This is a genomic window from Metasolibacillus meyeri (assembly GCF_003049505.1).
Taxonomy (GTDB): Bacteria; Bacillota; Bacilli; order Bacillales_A; family Planococcaceae; genus Metasolibacillus; species Metasolibacillus meyeri.
This window is the reverse complement of the sequence record NZ_PYWN01000116.1, coordinates 1-19,512: the sequence shown is the minus strand read 5'-3', so window position 1 is coordinate 19,512 and position 19,512 is coordinate 1. Positions and strand designations below refer to the sequence as shown.

18 protein-coding genes and 2 pseudogenes are annotated in these 19,512 nt (G+C 37.9%); 5 read left to right on the top strand and 15 right to left on the bottom strand.

The window, feature by feature from the left end:
* Both C9J34_RS16130 and C9J34_RS16125 read right to left on the bottom strand, forming a co-directional pair.
* Positions 1 to 198, bottom strand: a pseudogene (locus C9J34_RS16130) (DNA-binding protein); the annotation flags it as partial.
* Between the two features lie 264 nt (positions 199 to 462).
* Positions 463 to 2,041: pseudogene (locus C9J34_RS16125) on the bottom strand (multicopper oxidase family protein).
* 334 nt (positions 2,042 to 2,375) lie between these two features.
* Here C9J34_RS16125 and C9J34_RS22035 point away from each other — a divergent pair.
* Together C9J34_RS22035 and C9J34_RS16120 are read left to right on the top strand one after the other, a co-directional pair.
* Positions 2,376 to 2,519: a hypothetical protein gene (locus tag C9J34_RS22035; RefSeq protein ID WP_193769040.1), complete on the top strand. Its 144-nt coding sequence runs from the start codon at positions 2,376 to 2,378 to the stop codon at positions 2,517 to 2,519.
* A 195-nt stretch (positions 2,520 to 2,714) separates the two neighbouring features.
* Positions 2,715 to 3,488, top strand: coding sequence for an alpha/beta fold hydrolase (locus C9J34_RS16120; protein ID WP_107841209.1), 774 nt, complete (start codon positions 2,715 to 2,717; stop codon positions 3,486 to 3,488).
* A 341-nt stretch (positions 3,489 to 3,829) separates the two neighbouring features.
* Here C9J34_RS16120 and C9J34_RS16115 read toward each other — a convergent pair whose 3' ends face one another.
* The 3 genes from C9J34_RS16115 to C9J34_RS16105 form a co-directional block, all read right to left on the bottom strand.
* The gene (locus tag C9J34_RS16115; RefSeq protein ID WP_107841208.1) at positions 3,830 to 4,417 is read right to left on the bottom strand and encodes a YpjP family protein; all 588 of its coding nucleotides are present in this window, start codon (positions 4,415 to 4,417) and stop codon (positions 3,830 to 3,832) included.
* Positions 4,418 to 4,802: 385 nt separating this feature from the next.
* On the bottom strand, positions 4,803 to 6,404 hold the full coding sequence (locus C9J34_RS16110; protein ID WP_107841207.1) for an ABC transporter permease: 1,602 nt from the start codon (positions 6,402 to 6,404) through the stop codon (positions 4,803 to 4,805).
* Positions 6,404 to 7,306 (bottom strand): ABC transporter ATP-binding protein, encoded by a 903-nt coding sequence (locus tag C9J34_RS16105; RefSeq protein WP_107841206.1) that lies wholly within the window; start codon positions 7,304 to 7,306, stop codon positions 6,404 to 6,406. Before C9J34_RS16105 ends, C9J34_RS16110 begins: the two co-directional genes overlap by 1 nt.
* A gap of 147 nt (positions 7,307 to 7,453) precedes the next feature.
* Between C9J34_RS16105 and C9J34_RS16100 the strand changes: the two genes are divergently transcribed.
* Complete coding sequence (locus C9J34_RS16100; RefSeq protein ID WP_107841205.1) at positions 7,454 to 8,050, top strand: TetR/AcrR family transcriptional regulator; 597 nt, start codon at positions 7,454 to 7,456, stop codon at positions 8,048 to 8,050.
* Between the two features lie 629 nt (positions 8,051 to 8,679).
* Here C9J34_RS16100 and C9J34_RS16095 read toward each other — a convergent pair.
* The 5 genes from C9J34_RS16095 to C9J34_RS22030 form a co-directional block, all read right to left on the bottom strand.
* Positions 8,680 to 10,842, bottom strand: a complete 2,163-nt coding sequence (locus tag C9J34_RS16095) for a YhgE/Pip domain-containing protein (protein ID WP_107841204.1) — start codon at positions 10,840 to 10,842, stop codon at positions 8,680 to 8,682.
* 2 nt (positions 10,843 to 10,844) lie between these two features.
* Positions 10,845 to 11,351: an Rrf2 family transcriptional regulator gene (locus C9J34_RS16090; protein WP_107841203.1), complete on the bottom strand. Its 507-nt coding sequence runs from the start codon at positions 11,349 to 11,351 to the stop codon at positions 10,845 to 10,847.
* Between the two features lie 206 nt (positions 11,352 to 11,557).
* Positions 11,558 to 12,442 carry a GNAT family N-acetyltransferase gene (locus C9J34_RS16085; protein ID WP_107841202.1) on the bottom strand — a complete coding sequence of 295 codons (885 nt, stop codon included), beginning with the start codon at positions 12,440 to 12,442 and terminating at the stop codon, positions 11,558 to 11,560.
* A 912-nt stretch (positions 12,443 to 13,354) separates the two neighbouring features.
* Positions 13,355 to 13,804, bottom strand: a complete 450-nt coding sequence (locus C9J34_RS16080; protein ID WP_107841201.1) for a hypothetical protein — start codon at positions 13,802 to 13,804, stop codon at positions 13,355 to 13,357.
* Positions 13,805 to 13,911: 107 nt separating this feature from the next.
* Positions 13,912 to 14,082, bottom strand: coding sequence for a hypothetical protein (locus tag C9J34_RS22030; RefSeq protein ID WP_193769039.1), 171 nt, complete (start codon positions 14,080 to 14,082; stop codon positions 13,912 to 13,914).
* A gap of 132 nt (positions 14,083 to 14,214) precedes the next feature.
* Here C9J34_RS22030 and C9J34_RS16075 point away from each other — a divergent pair, with 132 nt between their 5' ends.
* A complete protein-coding gene (locus tag C9J34_RS16075) occupies positions 14,215 to 14,664 on the top strand; it encodes a helix-turn-helix domain-containing protein (protein WP_107841200.1) in 450 nt (149 codons plus the stop codon).
* Between the two features lie 451 nt (positions 14,665 to 15,115).
* On the opposite strand, the gene C9J34_RS16070 is transcribed toward C9J34_RS16075, so the two are convergent.
* The 5 genes from C9J34_RS16070 to C9J34_RS16050 form a co-directional block, all read right to left on the bottom strand.
* On the bottom strand, positions 15,116 to 15,724 hold the full coding sequence (locus C9J34_RS16070) for a flavin reductase family protein (protein ID WP_107841199.1): 609 nt from the start codon (positions 15,722 to 15,724) through the stop codon (positions 15,116 to 15,118).
* Between the two features lie 14 nt (positions 15,725 to 15,738).
* Entirely contained in the window at positions 15,739 to 16,677 is a 939-nt protein-coding gene (locus tag C9J34_RS16065; RefSeq protein WP_107841198.1) for a ring-cleaving dioxygenase, read from the bottom strand.
* A 16-nt stretch (positions 16,678 to 16,693) separates the two neighbouring features.
* The gene (locus tag C9J34_RS16060) at positions 16,694 to 17,287 is read right to left on the bottom strand and encodes an NADPH-dependent FMN reductase (protein WP_107841197.1); all 594 of its coding nucleotides are present in this window, start codon (positions 17,285 to 17,287) and stop codon (positions 16,694 to 16,696) included.
* 396 nt (positions 17,288 to 17,683) lie between these two features.
* A complete protein-coding gene (locus tag C9J34_RS16055) occupies positions 17,684 to 18,490 on the bottom strand; it encodes a class I SAM-dependent methyltransferase (RefSeq protein ID WP_107841196.1) in 807 nt (268 codons plus the stop codon).
* Entirely contained in the window at positions 18,478 to 18,909 is a 432-nt protein-coding gene (locus tag C9J34_RS16050; RefSeq protein ID WP_107841195.1) for a BrxA/BrxB family bacilliredoxin, read from the bottom strand. Before C9J34_RS16050 ends, C9J34_RS16055 begins: the two co-directional genes overlap by 13 nt.
* Before the next feature lie 151 nt (positions 18,910 to 19,060).
* Between C9J34_RS16050 and C9J34_RS16045 the strand changes: the two genes are divergently transcribed.
* Positions 19,061 to 19,246, top strand: coding sequence for a GNAT family N-acetyltransferase (locus tag C9J34_RS16045; RefSeq protein WP_238600681.1), 186 nt, complete (start codon positions 19,061 to 19,063; stop codon positions 19,244 to 19,246).
* Positions 19,247 to 19,512: the final 266 nt, after the last annotated feature.

Sequence of the window (19,512 nt, the reverse complement as noted above, 5' to 3'; positions counted from 1 at the left end):
TAATCCAGAGGAAAAGGCATTCTCACCATCCTTTGCCCACTGCATCAGCTCTGTATTGTAAAACGTCCAGTCATCTGGTTTCGACAGCATAAATACATGAATCGCTTTCGCCTTCCAGCTCAGACGATGATCGTACAAGGATGTATTATTTACGACCGTATAGTTCTTATTTTTCTCTACTCTGACGATAGTTTTCATGAAAAAGCCCCTCTCTTTCATTGTCTGAAAAATAATAGGGATACCCCTTGCATGTTATATATAATTTTCCATTGAACTTAGAGACAATTTTTTGAAGCTAAACCTAATTTATAGTTAAGAAGCACTTTATCAATGTTTACTACTATTAATTACAAAATAAAAAAGCAACCTCAGAAGGTTGCCACCCGTATCAATAACTTTCTAAAAGTGCTGTTTCAATTACTGACACTACGACCATAAATCCACGCTTCGTTGCTTTACATACTACCTTTTGAAAAATTGGGCTGAGTCCCTTACAATAAAAAATGGTCGCATCATCTCGTAATCCTCATGCTCAACCATGTGGCAATGCCATACGTACCTTCCGCTGTATGTTGTAAAATGTTTAATGATACGAGTAATTTGCCCATGGTGTGAACGAACGGTATCTTTCCAACCTCGTTCTTCTGGCTCAGGTAGAAGGGGCGGTCCAGTAAACTGGATGGTTCCATCTCTCGCATATCGCTCCGTATCAAAAGGAATACGGTCTACAATTTGAAAGAAGCCTAGATGTAAATGAATTGGGTGCGTTTTATCCGTTATATTCAGAAAAGACCAGACTTCGGTTGAACCCCATAACGGTTTTTCTGATATAGGGTCATCCCACGTTTTATTATCCAAAAGCATCATATGTCGGCCAAACTGATCCATTGTTGAACCCAAAACAAGATTACGCTGCTTGTTTGCGGAAGTAATATCAATTGGGGGAAGTGGCTGTATATAGGCAGGCGTAGTACTCGTATCTAAATGTGACAATGGTAGCTCCACCCTAAATTCCATGACGATTCCTGTTGTTTGCGGATCAGGTATGTCTCCATTCGGGAACACAGCAGGTGCATGATTTTGAAATACAATTCGTTGTCCTTCCATGTTTGTGAAGTCAATAATAATGTCAGCTCTTTCAGCTGGCGCTAGTATTAGATGTTGGAGACCAATGGAATGTGCCATTAATCCCCCATCTGTCCCAATTTGGTACATTAACTGGCCCGAACTTAGCGAAAGGTGATAAAAACGGCAGTTTGCTGCATTCAACAATCTAAATCGATATTTGCGAGGCTCCACTTGCAAATACGGCCAAACCTTTCCATTCACAAGATTGAGGTCGCCGAAAAATTCTGGCACAATGGAAGTCTCTAAGCCAGGCACAGGCGGAGTAGTCTGTTTGGGGTAATATAATGATCCATTGTCATTTAAAGATTTATCCTGAATGATGAGCGGGATTTCGTAATGACCTGATGGAAGATTGAGAGAGCGTTCATAGCAATCCCGAATGAGATACATGCCAGCAAGACCAGCATAGATATTCAGTCTTGTAATCCCAAGTGCATGATCATGATACCATAAGGCACAGGCTTGCATAAGATTGCTGTAGTGGTAGATTTCATGTACGAAATAAGGCCCTGTCTCGGAAAAATTCCGCGTAAACCAAGCCTCCGGATATCCGTCGCTTTCTGGTTCCACCACGGCTCCATGAACATGGGGGACAGTTCGTACATCTGGAACATCATTTTGTGCACCATGCACGGTATGATCTATAGGCAGAAGGTGTTTCTCTGGTAAATCATTCATCCATTTAATGTATACTTGCTCACCAGACTCCACTTCAATTGTCGGTCCAGGATAGTTTCCTTCATATCCCCATACCGTTGTAGGATTCAAATCTCTATGCAGAGACATCTTAAACTCCTTCATGTGCACTTCATAAATAAGTATAATTGCTATCCTTGTAAAGCGGCTGTAACACGGGTGGAATAGGAAGCTGATCCACAAACTTAGTTAAATTTGGGCTGTTATGTTTAGTCATCATCACTCTCCCTTTTTCTTAAAAGATATGTAGTATGCTACAATTTATTACAGTTATAATTTCTATCATCCAATGATAATCATCAATCCACTGTTACTACATTGTGAGTTTGTCCTTTGCCTATAGCTCGCCCCACTATAATAGAGTTACGTGTATATCCGATTTTAAGTTGGCTGAGCTAGAGCTTGACTGATTTTTTACTTACTACGTACAATTGGAATTGTGCTTGTTTACAGAGCGTAAACAAAATTTATATTATCTTGAATAATTTGAAACCTTTTCTGTTTTCGTTCGTAAATTAATGACAATAGTTTTCCTTTATTAGGAGGTTTCTATGAACACTTTTGAATTAATGGCTTTTATATTTGCATCAGCAGCTTTTATATTTACATTAAGTGCATTTTCAATTGCTGTATCAGCTGATGCTAAGATTAAAAAGTTAGAAAAACGTATCGAAGAACTTGAAAGAAATAAGTAATTTCTTTCATACGTAATGGTTTTATAGGGCGATATAATCATCGCTCTATTTTCATTTATTACTCAAACTATTCCTCATTATACCTGTAACGATTATTGCATTATGTTTGATATATCCCACTTTGGCCCCCTCCTGCCTTTTCTTCTTATGCTATAATTAATTTGTATTTTCTTCTAACTAGAAAGGATGTTTTTAATGAAAGAATATTTTGTCGAAAAAGCGAATTGTATTCTTCGCTATAACGATTTCCCTGGAAAAGAAATACCCATTTTATTTATCCACGGGCTCGGATGTGCAGGATCATTTGATTATCCACAAGTGGCAACTCAGGAAGCACTAAAAACACATCGTTGTGTTATAGTGGATCTTTTAGGTTCTGGGTATAGCGACAAACCAGATGACTTCAATTACACAGTTAACGATCATGCGGAATATCTTGTAGAGTTTGTTACCGCCTTAGGATTAGAATCTTTTATTTTATTTGGTCATAGTTTAGGTGGAGCTATAGCACTATCTTTAGCAGATAAATGCCCTGAACGTATCAATAAAGTTGTTTTAAGTGAAGCCAATTTAGACAAAAGTAGCATTGGATCAACCAGCAAGTTCATCGCAGATTATGATATGCAAGAATTTCTACAAAATGGTTTTAACGATTTGGTGCAAGAAAGTCAAGCAAGTGGAAATCAAATGTGGGCAGCATCATTAGCTCTTTGGTCACCTAGAGCAACCTATCTCATTTCTAAATCAGCAGCAAATGGTGCAGATCCATCATGGAGAGAAATATTATACTCACTCGATTGCCCTAAGACATTTATCTTTGGTGAAAATTCACTACCGGATTCAGATACACAAGTACTCAATGCACACGGTATTAATATCGAAATTGTAAAAAGTGCAGGGCACTCCATGGCCTGGGAAAATCCACAAGGTTTAGCTGAAGCAATTGAAAACGGTATACAAAGAAGATAAACATACATATCTAGCATCTTTTAAGCATCTGCTAGATGGCCTTGGTTAAATTAAATCAGGCCATTTTTTTGTTACTGCACATTTTGGTTCAAACACTTAACAACTGTTGTACTTTTATCTCAACTCCATCGAATACCACTTCCGAGCAACCAACTCTACAATTTACGCTGCTGCAAATTCCTGATGAATGAGACCATCAAAAATGGAAAATTATGGATTCAAGACCCTTGCTGATTTTCTTTTTGTAAACTATGTTGATTCACCAATCAATGAACGTTTTTTAAAGCATATTATAGATTTAATGTACCAAAAGAAAAAACACCCGTTTGTCAACGAGCGTTTTACGCCATCCATTTCGGTGGCATGTTTTTGGACCAGTAGATTTCACCTAAATTATAGTGTGTCACAAAGCTGTCCTCTTTTGTGTGGTAGTGGAAGTTATAATAAAAGCCTTCATTTGGGCGGTTTTCTGTGCGTACATGGAAGCGGATAAGGTCGACTCTGCTGTCTTGCTCACGGATATTAAAAATTCTCTCTGCGTAATCCCCGCTTGGATTTTCAGTAATTGTTAAGTATTGAATCTTTTCATCGTCTAAGCGCGCCAATGTCATATCAATAGCTTCTTCCATTTTAGGTAAAATGCGCATATCGAACTCACCACTAATTTTTTCAGCAATACGTGGACCAAATTTTATGTAAGCTTGTGTTTTTGCTGCCCCTTTTAAGGATTGTGCAATTGACGTTTTTTCTTCATAAAGTAATGTATCGAGCTGGATGGCTGAAGAAATATCATTCGCACTTGGCTCCTGCCAACGATTTAGCTTTAAGTCATCCTCAAAATTATTCCAAATCTCATGATTCGGGTTAATTGCCCCAAATGTTAAAAGTGCGACAGATACGACAAGTAATTTTTGCGTCCATTTTTTCATCATTATCACCCTCAATTTATGTATAAATCGTGTTTTCACCTATACTTATCTGTACGTTTTATCGCTAAAAAGGTTTCATCTTTTTGTTATTCATTGTACAATACATAGTGTAAATATGTATTGTAGTTAAAGGAGGCACATTTTCATGGGCACAATTGCTATCGGTATCGGCTTATTATTATTTTTAGGTTACTTAACATCTCTTTGCTTCACGGACTAATTTTTCAACTGTGCAATAAGCCGCACATTAGAGCCCTAGAAGCCAGTTTTTACTGTACTTCTAGGGTAATTCAATTATGCAACATAATGCAAGAGGGTACTTCATACCTTGAAATTGAATATAAACCGTTGATACATTTACATAAATGATTCGTAAAAATCATGCCTACCCTTCAATATCCCTCTTCTTATACCCTATAAACCCTAACAGCATCAATAACACAGCAATGAAAGTCAATATAATGACAGGCATCCATTCCAAGGGTTCAACTGGAAGCCGTGGGATATAGCCAAATGGTGAAAGCTTTCCAACCCAATCTTGCAATTGAAATAGACCGCCTAAATACAGCACGAAGAAAGAATACGCAAGATATATCCATATTACGCTTGTCAGCTTTGGAAAGAATCCAATGAAAAACACAGCTAAACCAAGCATAACAAGCATTGCTGGATAGTAAATCATCGCTGCACCATAAATCGTGCTAAACGCAAATCCATCCTCCATTACGACCACAGCAGCTGACCACAGACCAATCGCAACAAGTGAAATCATCATGAAGCCATTGACGACTGCAATCAATAGATAACTCCCCAACAGTTTGGCTCGCGATACAGCTCTTGCAAACAAATGCTCGACACGCTGCTTTTTCTCTTCAGCAACTAATTTATTAATAGCCATAACTGGAGGGACCGTTGCTAGTATCCCCATGATGAGCAACAGCATCGGGATAAACTGCTCAGTTAATGAATAACCTTCTTGCTCAATCAACATCTGCTCCAGCATTTCATTACCTTGAAAGAAGGATTCTAAATCACCCATTACCGAACCATAAGAAGCGCCTAGTACGAGCATGCCAACTCCCCAGAAAATAAAGGCGGTGCGCTGTAATCGAAAGCTTAATCCTAAAGGGCTTTGTAAAAAAGCTGAGGCATGGCTTTTACCTGGTCTTGCATGGATAAATCCTGAACCCAAATCACGTACGGCATTCAAATAATTAGCTAGCACAAAAAGAATCAGCGATACGCCAATCAACAGCAAGATTGGCCACCAATTGTTACTGGAATAGGCTTCTGTTTGGGATAACCAGCCTAGCGGTGAAAGCATAGATAACCCCTCATTGCTCACATCACCAACCGCGCGAATAAGATAGGCAATCAGCAGGAAGGCCATAGAGTAGCCCGTTGCTCCTCGTGAGCTTTCCGAGACTTGTGCAAATATGGTAGTAATCCCTGCGAAGAAAATACCAGTGCCGCCCAATGCAGCCCCATATAGCATAGAGCCATTTAACCCTATACTGTCAATGCCCAATCCATATAAACCAACCCCTACGGCAAGTGCTAATATAACATTCGTTCCAACGAGCACAATCAGTGTTGCATTTAAATTTGCCTGTCTGCCTACTGGTAAGGAGCGAATTAATTCAATGCGCCCATCTTCTTCATCCGCGCGCGTGTGACGTATAACAAGCAGAATGCTCATCAGCCCAACAACTACAGCTGTGAGGAGTAACATATTATGTGCGGTCATGACCCCTGTAGTGTAATTTTCAAAATCCCCCGGCCCGACCATGGCAATCATTGCTGGGTTACGCATTGTTTCGGCTAGTGTGTCTCGTTCTTCCTGTGAAGTATACATATCATCAAAAGTTACAGGAACAATTATCGTAAAAAAGATAATTCCTACAAGCCATAGCGGGATGCGAATACGCTCTTTCCTTACAATAAATTTCACAAGTGCGCCAGTGTTACTTGTCATTGAGCGAAACATCAGGAAGCGCCTCCCACTTTTTGATTATCATAATGACGCATAAATAAATCTTCAAGTGTAGGAGGAGCACTTTCTAATTTGACAAGCCCAAATGGCGCAATATGTTTCATCACCGTATCCATTTCTTCTGTATCCACTTGGAATGAAGCCGTGTTACCTTGCTCTGAAAGTTCATGGATTCCTTTTAATTCATTTAAACCTACAATCGGCTCTTTTGTTTCAATATGCAGATTGGTACGTGTTAAATGGCGTAATTCGCTTAAAGTACCTGTTTCGATAATTTCCCCTTGACGAATAATACCTACTCTGTCGCATAGCTTTTCAACCTCTGATAAAATATGGCTGGAGAGTAACACGCTTTTACCAGCATTTTTTGCTTCCAGTACACATTCCTGAAAAACTTGTTCCATCAAGGGGTCGAGCCCAGATGTAGGTTCGTCTAATATATATAAATCAGCATCTGAAGAGAATGCGGCTACTAATGCAACCTTTTGGCGATTACCTTTGGAATAGGTGCGGCATTTTTTTGTTGGATCAAAATTGAAGCGCTTAATTAATTCCTCACGGCGATTATTATTATTATTTCCACCGCGCAGCTTTATAAATAAATCTATCACCTCACCACCCGTTAAGTTTGGCCAAAGATTCACATCCCCTGGGACATAAGCAATTTGTTTATGAATCTCCACCGCATCGTTCCAGGCATCCTTTCCGAAAATTTCCACACTGCCCTCTGTCGCTTTTAAAATGCCGAGCAGTACACGAATTGTTGTCGACTTACCTGCCCCATTCGGACCGATAAAGCCATAAACTTCCCCTTTATTTACCTCAAAGTTTACGCCATTAAGTGCATGGAATTTACCGAAGCGTTTCGTAAGATTTCTGACTCTTAATACAGACATCACGTATTCCCCTCCCCAAATAAGTTTTGAACTTTTTTGTTCCTTTGAGTTCATAATATACAAAAACCTCTCTCGATACAATAGTTTTGTATTATTTTATTTGTTATATTTCAAAACTTTTATTAAACTAGTGATGAGGTGAACATGATGAACGGGTTTGAACGACGGAAAGAATTAAAAAAGACCAATATTTTAGAGGCTGCACTGGCTCTATTTTTAAAGTATGGCATTCATAAAGTAGCTGTTGCTGAAATTGCCAAGGAGGCGAATGTCTCGCAGGTGACGATATATAATTACTTTGATAGCAAGGATAATTTAGTGAAAGAGGTGATTGTTTTTTATGTACATCAAATTTGGGAGGAGTATAAACAATTATTTGACAGTGATATGCCATTTCCCGATAAAGTGAAAAAAATGATTTTTGATAAAAAGGATTATGCCAAGCAAACCCATGAGGAATTTTTTAATGACTTTATGACGGAATATGCAAGTGAAAATAATTATATTGAAAAGTTTTATACAGAAACAGTCTTGCCTAACATTTTAAAATTGTTTGAGGAAGGTAAGAAGCAGGGCTATGTTGATGCAAGCATATCCAATGAGGCTATTTTATTTTATATTCAAATGTTTGCCGAATATATGCAGAAGGATGGTGCCAGCCAAAACATGCTGTCAATGACAGAAGACCTAACGAAGCTCTTTTTCTTTGGGATAGCTGGTAAAGTGAAAGAATCATTATATTAGAAAACGTCCAAATACATTTTATATGTAGTTAACACTTTCGTGAAGCTGCGCACATGTTGTGTAGCTTTTTGCCGTTCAATTAGACAAGGGACGCCCTCCTATAGAAGACGTCCCTTTAGTATTTAATAGGTAACTTGTAAAATAAAATGTCTCAACCCAATCATCTGGGGAATCTTTATATATTTATAGAAGTAATATCTTCTATTTCCGAACCGCGGTAAAATTCCACTAAAACCTTCTAACCTAAGCAATGTAGCCCCAACCTGCTACTACATCCTTGCAGCCCTTTAGCGTGCGCCAGTGTGAATAAGTATCTTCAAAAATCACTAGCAGAATGCCAATTTATTTAACATGCCACCTAAAATAGCACCCATTCATTGTAACACACTATATATGAAAAGTAAAATCGCTGTTGTATCAAGGGTTTGTAAGCATTTTTAATTTTATCAGCTTCGCAAAATAGTGCATAGTAATGAAAGAGTTTGGGACTACTGTTATAAAACAATATGCTTGGTGGTATGATAAGGAAATTAATTAAGCCTGTTTATCAATTCATCACTAATTTTGACATCCTCTCTAAATCAGTCGCTATATTTGCCGTTATATCATGCTATTCTCACCAATTGAGATTAAGTTTCAGGAACTAATTCTACATCTTTTTTATTTTTTATATAGAAGAAAAGCAACAGCAATAAGTTAAAAATAATAATACAGCCGATTAACACCACAACACTCATGCTAAAGATATCACTGCCAATAGATGATGTCATAGCTTCCCTCAAGCCATAGATTACGTATGTCATCGGCATATAAGGATTGATGGCACTAAAGAAGCTATTTTGTAATACAGCCGGGAACATTCCTCCGCTTGATGCAAGTTGCAATACGAGGAGAATCATTGCGATAAATCTCCCCGGATTTCCTAATGAAATCACTAACAACATCATGAAAAACATATACGTGAGTGAACCCAGTACAGAAATTAAAATAAATTGTCCAAAATTCTCCACTTCTAATCCCATTCCAAATACGACACTTACGCTAAGTATCAATGCACCTACAACCGCGGGAACAAATCCAAGTGAAAATTTACTGAACCACCAAAATAGACCTGATGATGGTTTTACAGCAGTCTCTCCTAGCGGGAATATTAAATTAAATGCCAAAGCACCAATGTATAGACCAAGTGAAATGAACATAGGAGCTAATGCATGCCCGTAATTTGGAACTTTACTTGTCTTTGCTTCTTTGAGTGTGATTGGTGATGCAAGCATCTCGTAGTTGACATCTGTTGTTTGGATGTTTTCCACTGATTCTGCGCCTTCTGATAATTTATCAGATAGCTCGCCTGAGCCATCTTGAAGCATTGCGATTCCTTCACCTAATTGAGAAGATCCTTCAGCTAACTGCCCAGCTCCTTCGTTCAACTGAGTAGCCCCATCAGAAAGTTGTGCTACGCCACTTTGTAATGCCGGTAACTGATTTGACAATGATTTTGTTCCATTTACAAGTGAGGTCGATCCCTCTTTCAAATCTTTTGATTTTGAGTTAAGCTGATTGATTGCACCTACAAGTTGTGTCGTTACATTGTTAGTGGCTTCGTTTAATTCCTTGCTTCCACTAACCGCTTGGTCCATTCCACCAGCAAGTTTCGCAGACCCTTGAATCAGTCCTTTATCGCCATCCATTGCTTGACTAATGGATGTATAACCGTTAAGAGCCTCAATTGCTTTAGGTTGCACCTGATTTACTGCACCCTGAAGTGCATTGACCTGTTCTATCAGTTCTGGCGAAGCGCCATATTGACTTATCGCCTTTTGCAATTGATTTACAGCTTGTTGTACATCTGATAATCCCTTAGTGAGCTGATTAATCTCATTTTTTGATGGTAACTGTTTATTCAACTGGACTAACCCGTTATTTAGGTTGTAACTACCGGCCGCTAAGTCGTTTAAGGCGCCACTTACAGTTTTTTGTCCCGTAGCAAGTTGAGATAACGGAGCCATTTTTTCATGCAACTGGCTCACACCATTCGTGTATTGAATTATCCCGTTATTCAACTCTGTTGCTCCAGAATGAAGTGAATTGGCTCCCTTGATAAAGTCCCCAACGCCAACTTGAATCTTATCAGTGCCATCTTTAAATGTTAACGTACTTGAAGAGAGTTTATTTAAATTCTCGGTTAATTCCTTATTTCCTTCTCCTAATTCCTTTAACCCGTTAGTAATTTTGTCCGCGCCATCTGCAGCATCAGCAAAACCAGTACCAATTTCGTTTACGTTTGAAAAAATAGCCTTTGTGTATTCTTTCGTTACACTCGTTGAAATTTCTTGATTGATACGATTCATTGCTTGTTCACTGATTGTGACACTGAAAAAGTTTCGTCCGGGGTTTACTTCATAAGTTAGCTCCATTTTTTCTGGATTATCTTCTAGTATTGTAGAAGCTTTTAACGAAAAATCTTGCGGTATCGTGATGACCATATAGTAATCGCCATCATCAAATCCCTTTCCCGCAACTTCACTACTGACAAAATGCCAATCTAAATCGTCGTTCTCCTTTAAATTGTTAACGAGTTCCTCTCCAATACTTATTGTTTTCCCTTCTAATTCAGACGGCTCGTCTTCGTTAACGACAGCTACAGGCAAGTTAGAGGTACTTCCAAATGGGTCCCAATATGCACTGAGAATAATACCGGAATAAATGATAGGTATAAGCGGTATGACCATCATCATAAGTATCAACATCTTATTAGTTAATACTTTCTTCCATTCAGCTTTAAAGAATTTCATTCCTATTCACCTCTTTCTCTTTTTTGTTGTAAAAATTCAATCAGAGAGGTTTTATTCCAATTAAGTGTTGGAATTTCTGATGTGTTAAAGACTTCTTCTAAAACATTAGCTAGCGTGACTGTGGAAAAATACTGTGTTAATAACTCATCTGCCTTGTGAAATACAGCACTTAGGAGGTTTGTTCCTTTTTCTGTGTATTCTCCTCCTTGAAATACAGAATTGATTAACCCTGTATCTTGAAAAATAGAAATTGGACCTTCTATTGCTTCTATCACATCTAATAGGCTGATATCATCCAAACCCCTTGCCAGTGAAATGCCACCCTTATTGCCTGAAACGGATGTGATAATTTTTTTGACTACTAATTTTCTTGTGATTTTTTTCAGGTAGGATGGAGACACATCTAAACGTTGACTGACCTCATCAGTAGATAATGGCTCGGTGTTATCTTGTGTCGCCAGCAGAATAATGATACACGCAGCTTGTTCAACTGCCTTCGTTAATTGCAAATTATATTCACCTCTTTCGGAATTTTTATAGATCTAAAAAGTCTATTATGGATATTTTATATCCATAATTATATTAAAACTTATTCCTCTAAAAATGGCAAGTTTTTTAGAGGAAATTTTGTTGACAATGTATACCTTCCAGAGATAAACAATATGGCCCTATAACAAAAAGATACCCGACTCCCAGTATAGATATTTCACTCCAATTAACAATGTGATGTTAACGGGAACATAAAGTTACCCTTCAGCAACGACTCTTTCGTTAAGACGAATAAAGCCTCATCATCATTTGGCATAATGCTCGCTTTCATTCCTTCGATTGAAAAATCAGGTGTGAAATTAAATATCACTTTTTTCGTTGTTTCATGCACAACGCTTGCTAATACAGCTTCCACATTTTGAGCATTTAACGAAATTATATCGAATATATGAAGAGTATCTTCTTCTTCCGCCATTAGCACAATCGTTTCTAAATCTTCCACATAGAAAATAGCTTCATGAAATACGATTGTGAAATAGAACATTAATAAACTTTCATTATGCTCAACATCTAAAATCATTGAGTTTGTATAGCGATTTTTCGCAAATTTTTCAAGTAATGCAAGATCTTTTTCAATAGTAAGCTGTTTTACCTTCGCATCCATACTCATTTGAATTGAGCTTTTTGCTAAGTCTAAGCTAAATTCGCTTTCATGAAGACGTGTAAAGCCAAACTTCGGGTAAAAATCCAATACTGTATCATTCGCAAAAAGATACATGAAATCATAAGTATTTTCGTATTCTTTCATAATATGCTGCATTAATTGCTTAGCTAAACCTTTATTGCGATAATTCTCATCAGTCATTACTGTACCAATTTGAATCCCTTTATACATTTTACCGTCAATAATTATTGACATTTTATTAACTGAAGCATTTGAGATAACCTTACCTTCATCAATAAATGAATACGGTATATATTTATTATTCCAATACCCTCTGTTGTACCAGCCTCGAAAATCTAATTCAAATGTTTTCATTGCTAAGGCATTGAAACTCTCCTTCAAACTTTCATTATTACGATAATCACTTACTAATTCATATTTTTCCATTTAAATTCCCTCCAATTTTTGTTTCAATCACTTTGGTGCATTACATGTATTTATGGGAATTATCACCTCCTAAAAACAGAAAAAGACTTTATGAGAATAATAAACTCATAAAGTCTTTTTACACGCAAAAAAATAAAATTAACCAAACTAACGCTAGTACTTGCCTTTAGTTGGATTACATAAATTTATTTATCTGCTTATATAGATTAGACATTATATCGCTTCTCGTAGTTATCGCAAAAGGGCATCACAAATAAACCTATAATTAAATTATAGAACAGCCCTTCTATTAAATTCATTGGAATTTAATTTGCGATAATAAGTTTTAGCATAAAAGTCTAATCTCCCTTCTGTTTTTAAGAATAAAGATATGATATCACCTGTTTAGATTTTTTTCTACCTTTTTTTCACATTCTACCAAGGCAGCTTCAGCAAGTGGTAAATCCTATATGCTTTAGACAAGTCAATATACACCACAAACTCGAAATAAATTTGTCGATTGTTATCTTGCTCCATTTTCTTAATTAGCAATGAATTAAGGGTGTTGTGTTTAAGGTACGTGCTTTCCTATACTCGGCAGTAACACCATGAAGCTTTGTGAAAACAGTAAAAATAGAAAAGCATTTTTTCAGGCATGTTGATTATGTAAATGCATGTTTTTATAATAGCCACTTTTTAGACATGTAAAAGAAATCCAAGTGTGCCTCTCAATTGTTCAGTAAACAACTAAAATAGAACCCTGTCTAAGAGCGTCATGTTCTATGACAACGACTGAGTGACCAACATTGTGTTGACCTAAACTTCCAGCGAATGTCGCAGATTTTGAAGAGGTTTCCGTTGTAAGCTCGAAAAAATCTGGACACAATTATGCCTTGTGTAATTCATTAAGCACCTATTCTCAGCTATATTATCTTACAAATAACTGTCGTCAGTCATTCTTTTTATTGCATCGTCTAATTTCTTTTGTCGATTGTGTGCCATACGTTCTCTAACAAGTCGCTCCGCCTTTTGGAAGGGGGCACTAACCAATTCTTCAGTCGACTGTAATAACTCTTCATCTGACATAATAAAATAATGATTCCAAAACTCCAACAACATTTTAGTATCACTATTAATCGCATTGACCGTCATGCGCAAGTGCTTTAAATCATGAATAACTGCCTCTAGTAAACGTTGCTGTAGAATGCCATCTAAATCGCCTAACAAGGTTTGGGGTTCATCAAGACGTCTTTCAAAATACGATTCCACTAAAAATTCAATTGCTTCTTCCTCACACGCCAAATTATTTTCTGCTACGATAAGGGAAATTTTTTCGCTTATGTCTGGTCGAAAATATATGGGCTTTTGCTGCACATTGTTCACGCTCCTTCAACTCCTTTCTACCACCTTATTTTGAATCATACCAACATTAAATCTCCTTCTAAATTTCGAAAAATCAAAATATTTTTAGCACTTCTTCTTGCATTCATTTAATTAGGTTTAGCTGCCGCCTTACCTATTTGAATGCCTGCACGCACACCCGACTCATAACCTCTAATATAATTTTCAATTGAACGTTGCTGCTCTTCTGTTAAATTTTTCAATAAACGTTCCATGCGTTCCCATGAAGGTTTGTCTTTAACATTTAGCATCATATTCATGAAATACCATCTCCTGTTATTGTTTTATAATCAAAATATATTACAAAAAAATCAAAATTTCAACCTTTTCCCCCTTAATATTGCAATGTAATCAAATAAAGAATAAAATTAAATAAATAGGGAGGTGCCAAAATGAAGGCGAGAATCAAATTTTTAAGACAACATTTAGCTCTTAATCAGCGAGAATTTAGTGCACGTATTAACATTTCCCAGCCTACACTCGCATTAATGGAAAAAGGACAGCGAGTGGTTCGTGATATACATGTTGCACAAATATGCTCTGAATTTAATATTAATGAAAAATGGTTACGCACTGGTGAAGGTGAAATGTTCCTTTCAGTCGAGGTATTTTCTCTAGATGAACAAGCTAAAAAAAGCAATTTAACAGAATTGGAGATTGCAATTATGCGTGGCTATATGAATTTAGATCTCGATGTTCGTGAAAGGTTAATGAACGAATTAGAAGCTATTTTTAAACCTATTCATAATGAAGACATAGCTACTTTTGAAGATAATAGCGACAGTGAAATAGAAGCTGAGATGGATATAGCCAATGATAGAAAAGATAACGAAGACAACTAGCATTTTCAATGCGCGGCTGTTAAGAAGGACGCACTGTACAGTGGAGAAAAGGATACTTTCACTTTATTGGCGAATCGTGAAGGCAATATTATTTTCTTTCTAAATCTAACGGTAAATTGTAATAATCTTTAGCTATAGGACACTTCTTTCTGGATGGATTTTGTATGGTAACTTAATTTTATTAGAAGATGTCCTTTTTTGATACATCAATTGCGCCCAGATTTTTTTCGAGCCCTTCCCAAAATCTATGATACTTACTGAATCATGATAAAACAAGACCATTGAAATCTTACGCCTTGTAAAATTTCAATGGTCTTTCATATTAAAGAAAGGTTTTGTTCCTGCTTGAACGAGAATAATTGCTTCTATCTACTTCAATTTAATGCCAAATTATTACGTAAGGAGCATTTACTCCATTCTGATTGCTAATTTCAAATAAATCATCTAATGATTACTTCGGTCGTTCTAGCGAAAAAATCTCACCAATTTTTGCGTAATCTGAGCCAGCAAGTCTACTAACTGCATTTAATTTTCTTGGATCGATGCGTCCTTCATGATAGATTGCTTCATCAATATGGAATTGAACAATCTCTCCGATAAACAAATCCCCCGTCTGTTCTTCACCATTCATCAAAGGAACTGCTTGCACTAAGCGGCATTCCATACGTACCTTGGCTTCTTGAATTCCAGGAACCTCAATGTGCTGACTATCAATTAATGTCAATTGCGCTCTGGCAATTTCACTTTCTGTAACAGGTAAGGAAGCAGCGGTTTCATTGACCTGCGCTACATTATCCTCATCTACAATATGCACAACAAATTGCTCACGATAATGGATATGTCGAGCTGTATCTTTTAAATGTCCATTTGGCCTTTGAATCGCCAACGAAATCATCGGTGGCTTGGAGGATACAATATTAAAATAACTAAATGGCGCTCCATTGACAACGCCTTGCTCTGATAATGTTGTAACAAAGGCAATGGGTCTCGGAATAATGCTACCAACTAAAAGTTTATAGTTTTCACGCTCAGAATTTTTCTTAGGGTCAAATGAAATCAAACTATTCTCTCCTTTTAATCAAGTTCACGTACTGCAATCGGAATTAATGTTCTTTCTAGTTGCTCACGATGCTGCTCATATTGAGAAGGTAACATCAGCTCACTTCCCATCGTTTCTGCTGTTTCGTCATGCGCAAATCCTGGAGGGTCTGTCGCAATTTCAAATAAAATCTCGCCCGGCTCACGGAAATAAATAGCATTAAAATAGTTGCGATCTTTCACTTCAGTCACATGCTGTCCATAATCCATTACGTGCTGTTGCCATTGTACATGGTCCGCATCATCTTGCGCTCGCCAAGCAATATGGTGAACGGTTCCTACACCCATTTGTCCACTTACGCCTGCAACCATCTTGACATCCACCATGTTACCGATGGCTGCACTTGATTTAAAACGTGTATAGTCACCTTCTGTTGCGATTTGTTCAAGCCCCATAATCTCTGTTAAAACTTTTGCTGTTTCTTGTGGCTGACTTGAGTATAACACAGCTCCACCAAAACCTTTAATTGCAACCTCTGGCGTTATTTCGCCAAAGGTCCATTCATTTATTTCTCCTTCAGCACGTGCAACTAGCTCAATATGCAGACCATGTGGATCATCAAATTGGATGACTTGCTCATCAAAACGCTCCGCTGTTTGGAACGGAATCGAAAATTTCGCTAAGCGATTCACCCAAAAAGCTAGTGCTCCTTCTGGCACAACATACGTTGTCACAGCAACTTGCCCATCGCCAATACGACCTTGATACGCATTTGCCCATGGGAAGAAGGTAATGATTGTACCTGGTTGCCCCCCTTTATTTCCAAAATATAAATGATAGGTGCCTGGATCATCAAAGTTGACGGTTTGCTTTACTAAGCGTAAACCTAACACACCTGCATAAAAATCAATATTTTCTTGTGGATGTCCTACAATCGCTGTGATATGGTGAATTCCTGCTGTCTGCTTTTTCATATTGCTGTGCCTCCGTTTAGCGAATTGTGTATAATGCCTTAGACCATGGAATTAATTGGTCTAACATTTGATTGACTGAGTCTGCTTGGACAGCTTTAGGTTTAAAATCTGTTCCATTTTCAAAATCTGTGAATAATGATAGCGCTGGATGGACACGTACATCTGCAACTAAAAGCTCACCCAAGATGCCACGTAAATGCTCTGCCGCACGAGCACCACCTACCGAACCATAAGACACGATTCCCGCTGCTTTGTTATTCCATTCTACACGTAAATAATCGAGTGCATTTTTTAAAGCACCTGTAATCGAGTGGTTGTATTCCTGTGCGATAAATACAAAGCCATCTTGTTGCGCAACGATTTCCGACCAAGCCTTTGCTCCTGATGCATCCTGTCCCGGCTCACCTAGTAGTGGTAATTTATAATCTGCAATATCAATAATTGTATAGTTAGCATCCCCTCGTTGATCTGCGATTTCCTTTACCCATTGTGCCACTTGTGGGCTTACTCGCCCTTCACGTGTTGAGCCTATAATAATACCGATATTTAATGTTGTCATTGTGTGTTCCTCCTCTTTTTGTGAACCGAAAATTTTATTGAATAATCCCATGACAAATACCTCCTCGATGTTCAAAGGCAACAAAATATCAAAGCACATTTTGCATTTCTTACATACTAAGTGAAATTATCTCGAATTCGAGATATATTGATTTGAGGTAATATTACCACCTATTTTAAACTTCGTCAATCAATTAAAACTAGGCAAGAATTTATATATTTTTCCCCTAATTCACTTTTTCTATTCAAAATTTATAATTCGTTTCTTCTTAAGCCTGTATTTTCAAATTAACTAGTTCAAAAGTTATGATTCGCTCGTAAGATAGATAAGTTCGCACGCATGATGCCCGTTTGCGCACGTTAAACAGTGAAATTCGCACGCAAAACAAGCAAATTCGCTCAATTAAATTTAAAAACAGGGGTTGTTCGAAAATGTTCGAACAACCCCTTAATTAGGACGTAAAATGGATGTCTTTTCAATTACACCATAATGGAATTTTGCTGTAGGACGAACGGTGCGTTGGAAGCCATACTGCTCAAAATAAGGCGATTGATAATGTGCCTTTAACACAACACGCTTTTGCGCAACACGCACTGCCTCTTGTACCCACTCAGCTGTTAAGGCTAAATGGTTTCCAGCCTGACGCAATGCTTCAAAATTATTCGCTTCCTCAATCGTCTCCTCAAACATCGGGTCCATATAGACGACATCAAATGCATCGGCGGGTTGCTGGCGTAAAAATTCAACCGCCTCTATATGTCGCACCTCAATTTGTCTCATACAGGCGGTCAAGGGCAATTTCGTTGTATCATATGTTTGCATCCCATGCTTGACGATAAAAGCAATATTGCGATTTGCTTCAAGCCCAACGACTTTTCCCTGCTCGCCCACCACAAACGCCGCAAGCATACTATCTGCGCCCATGCCAAACGTGCAATCTAAAAAGGAATCGCCCTTTGTGAGCTGACAGGCCTCAAGTAACGGCTCCACCTCACCACGTGCAACTCGCTTTAAACGAAACGCCGCAGAATTGGGATGAAAAAAGAAAGGCGCATCCGCACCTTTCGCATAATACTCATAACGATTTTTCCCCGCCACAATGACATTTGCCTGTAGCTCACGGCTAATCGCTGCAACCGAACGTTTTTGCCGAGGAACAAATTCAATTTCTAGCGTTGCACAAACAAACTGTGCGAGCTCCTCCGACAAGGCATCTGGTCGCCCAGCCGTCGTAACAACCGTTATTCCGCACATACTTGCTTCAATACATCTGTCAAATGGTCGCGCACTTGCTCCATCGGGAAGCCTTCAATATTTTCGCGTGGGATAAAATAAGCAAGCTGCCCATCCTTTAAAATTGCCATTGACGGCGAGCTCGGTGGCACTTCATCAAAGAACGCACGCATTGTTGCCGTCGCCTCTGGGTCCTGCCCCGCAAATACCGTCACTAACTGATCTGGCTTCACCTCTGTAATTGCTTGGTTTGCTGCTGGACGCGCTAAACCTGCCGCGCAACCACACACAGAGTTAATAACAACTAATGCCGTCCCCTTTTGCTCTGCCATAAACTCATTCACTTCATCCGCTGTCGTTAATTGCGTAAAACCTGCATCCACCAATTCCTGACGCATCGGCTGTGTTACTTGTCTCATGTATTCATCGTAAGCATTCATATTTTCGCCTTCTTTCTTATATATTCACAAAGCCTATTATATCAATGTTTTGTGGTAGTGTAAAAGGGTTTGATTTTCGTTAGTTTTCGGAGAAGTTCAGGATTTTTGTGACTTTTTTAGTTTTTCAGAAATTGCTTTTTGGAAATCTGATGTGATAGTTGGAAAACCATATCAAAGTCAAGGAATTGGTTCAGCTTTACTATTAGAAGCAAAGAATTGGGCAAACAATCGCAATTTAGATTACTTGGAGCTAAGCGTATTATCTGAAAGTGCTGGTGCTATAACTTTATACGAAAAAACATGGGTTCAAAGATATGAACCATACAATGCGTTTTGAATTATAGATACTGAATATCAGAACTCATTGTGTTTAATATTTATTTACGTTTACAACGTTGTCGATATTGAGGTGTTAACATAATTTAACGCCTAGAATAAGATGAGTCATAACACTTAATTAACGAAAGGATGATTGTAATTGAAAAGCCACGAATGCATTCCTGATGATTGCTCTAGCAATAAATCGATAAGAAAGTCGAAAGCATATAGAGCTGTCCCCATTGATGAGGTGTTGCCTTCTAAAGAATTATCAGCCTATGGATA

Bases quoted from the DNA above. Each gene is read 5' to 3' on its own strand.
- C9J34_RS22035 (WP_193769040.1), top strand. From the start codon at position 2,376: ATGAACACTTTTGAATTAATGGCTTTTATATTTGCATCAGCAGCTTTT.
- C9J34_RS16120 (WP_107841209.1), top strand. From the start codon at position 2,715: ATGAAAGAATATTTTGTCGAAAAAGCGAATTGTATTCTTCGCTATAAC.
- C9J34_RS16115 (WP_107841208.1), bottom strand. From the start codon at position 4,417: ATGAAAAAATGGACGCAAAAATTACTTGTCGTATCTGTCGCACTTTTA.
- C9J34_RS16110 (WP_107841207.1), bottom strand. From the start codon at position 6,404: ATGTTTCGCTCAATGACAAGTAACACTGGCGCACTTGTGAAATTTATT.
- C9J34_RS16105 (WP_107841206.1), bottom strand. From the start codon at position 7,306: ATGTCTGTATTAAGAGTCAGAAATCTTACGAAACGCTTCGGTAAATTC.
- C9J34_RS16100 (WP_107841205.1), top strand. From the start codon at position 7,454: ATGAACGGGTTTGAACGACGGAAAGAATTAAAAAAGACCAATATTTTA.
- C9J34_RS16095 (WP_107841204.1), bottom strand. From the start codon at position 10,842: ATGAAATTCTTTAAAGCTGAATGGAAGAAAGTATTAACTAATAAGATG.
- C9J34_RS16085 (WP_107841202.1), bottom strand. From the start codon at position 12,442: ATGGAAAAATATGAATTAGTAAGTGATTATCGTAATAATGAAAGTTTG.
- C9J34_RS22030 (WP_193769039.1), bottom strand. From the start codon at position 14,082: ATGAATATGATGCTAAATGTTAAAGACAAACCTTCATGGGAACGCATG.
- C9J34_RS16075 (WP_107841200.1), top strand. From the start codon at position 14,215: ATGAAGGCGAGAATCAAATTTTTAAGACAACATTTAGCTCTTAATCAG.
- C9J34_RS16065 (WP_107841198.1), bottom strand. From the start codon at position 16,677: ATGAAAAAGCAGACAGCAGGAATTCACCATATCACAGCGATTGTAGGA.
- C9J34_RS16060 (WP_107841197.1), bottom strand. From the start codon at position 17,287: ATGGGATTATTCAATAAAATTTTCGGTTCACAAAAAGAGGAGGAACAC.
- C9J34_RS16055 (WP_107841196.1), bottom strand. From the start codon at position 18,490: ATGTGCGGAATAACGGTTGTTACGACGGCTGGGCGACCAGATGCCTTG.
- C9J34_RS16050 (WP_107841195.1), bottom strand. From the start codon at position 18,909: ATGAATGCTTACGATGAATACATGAGACAAGTAACACAGCCGATGCGT.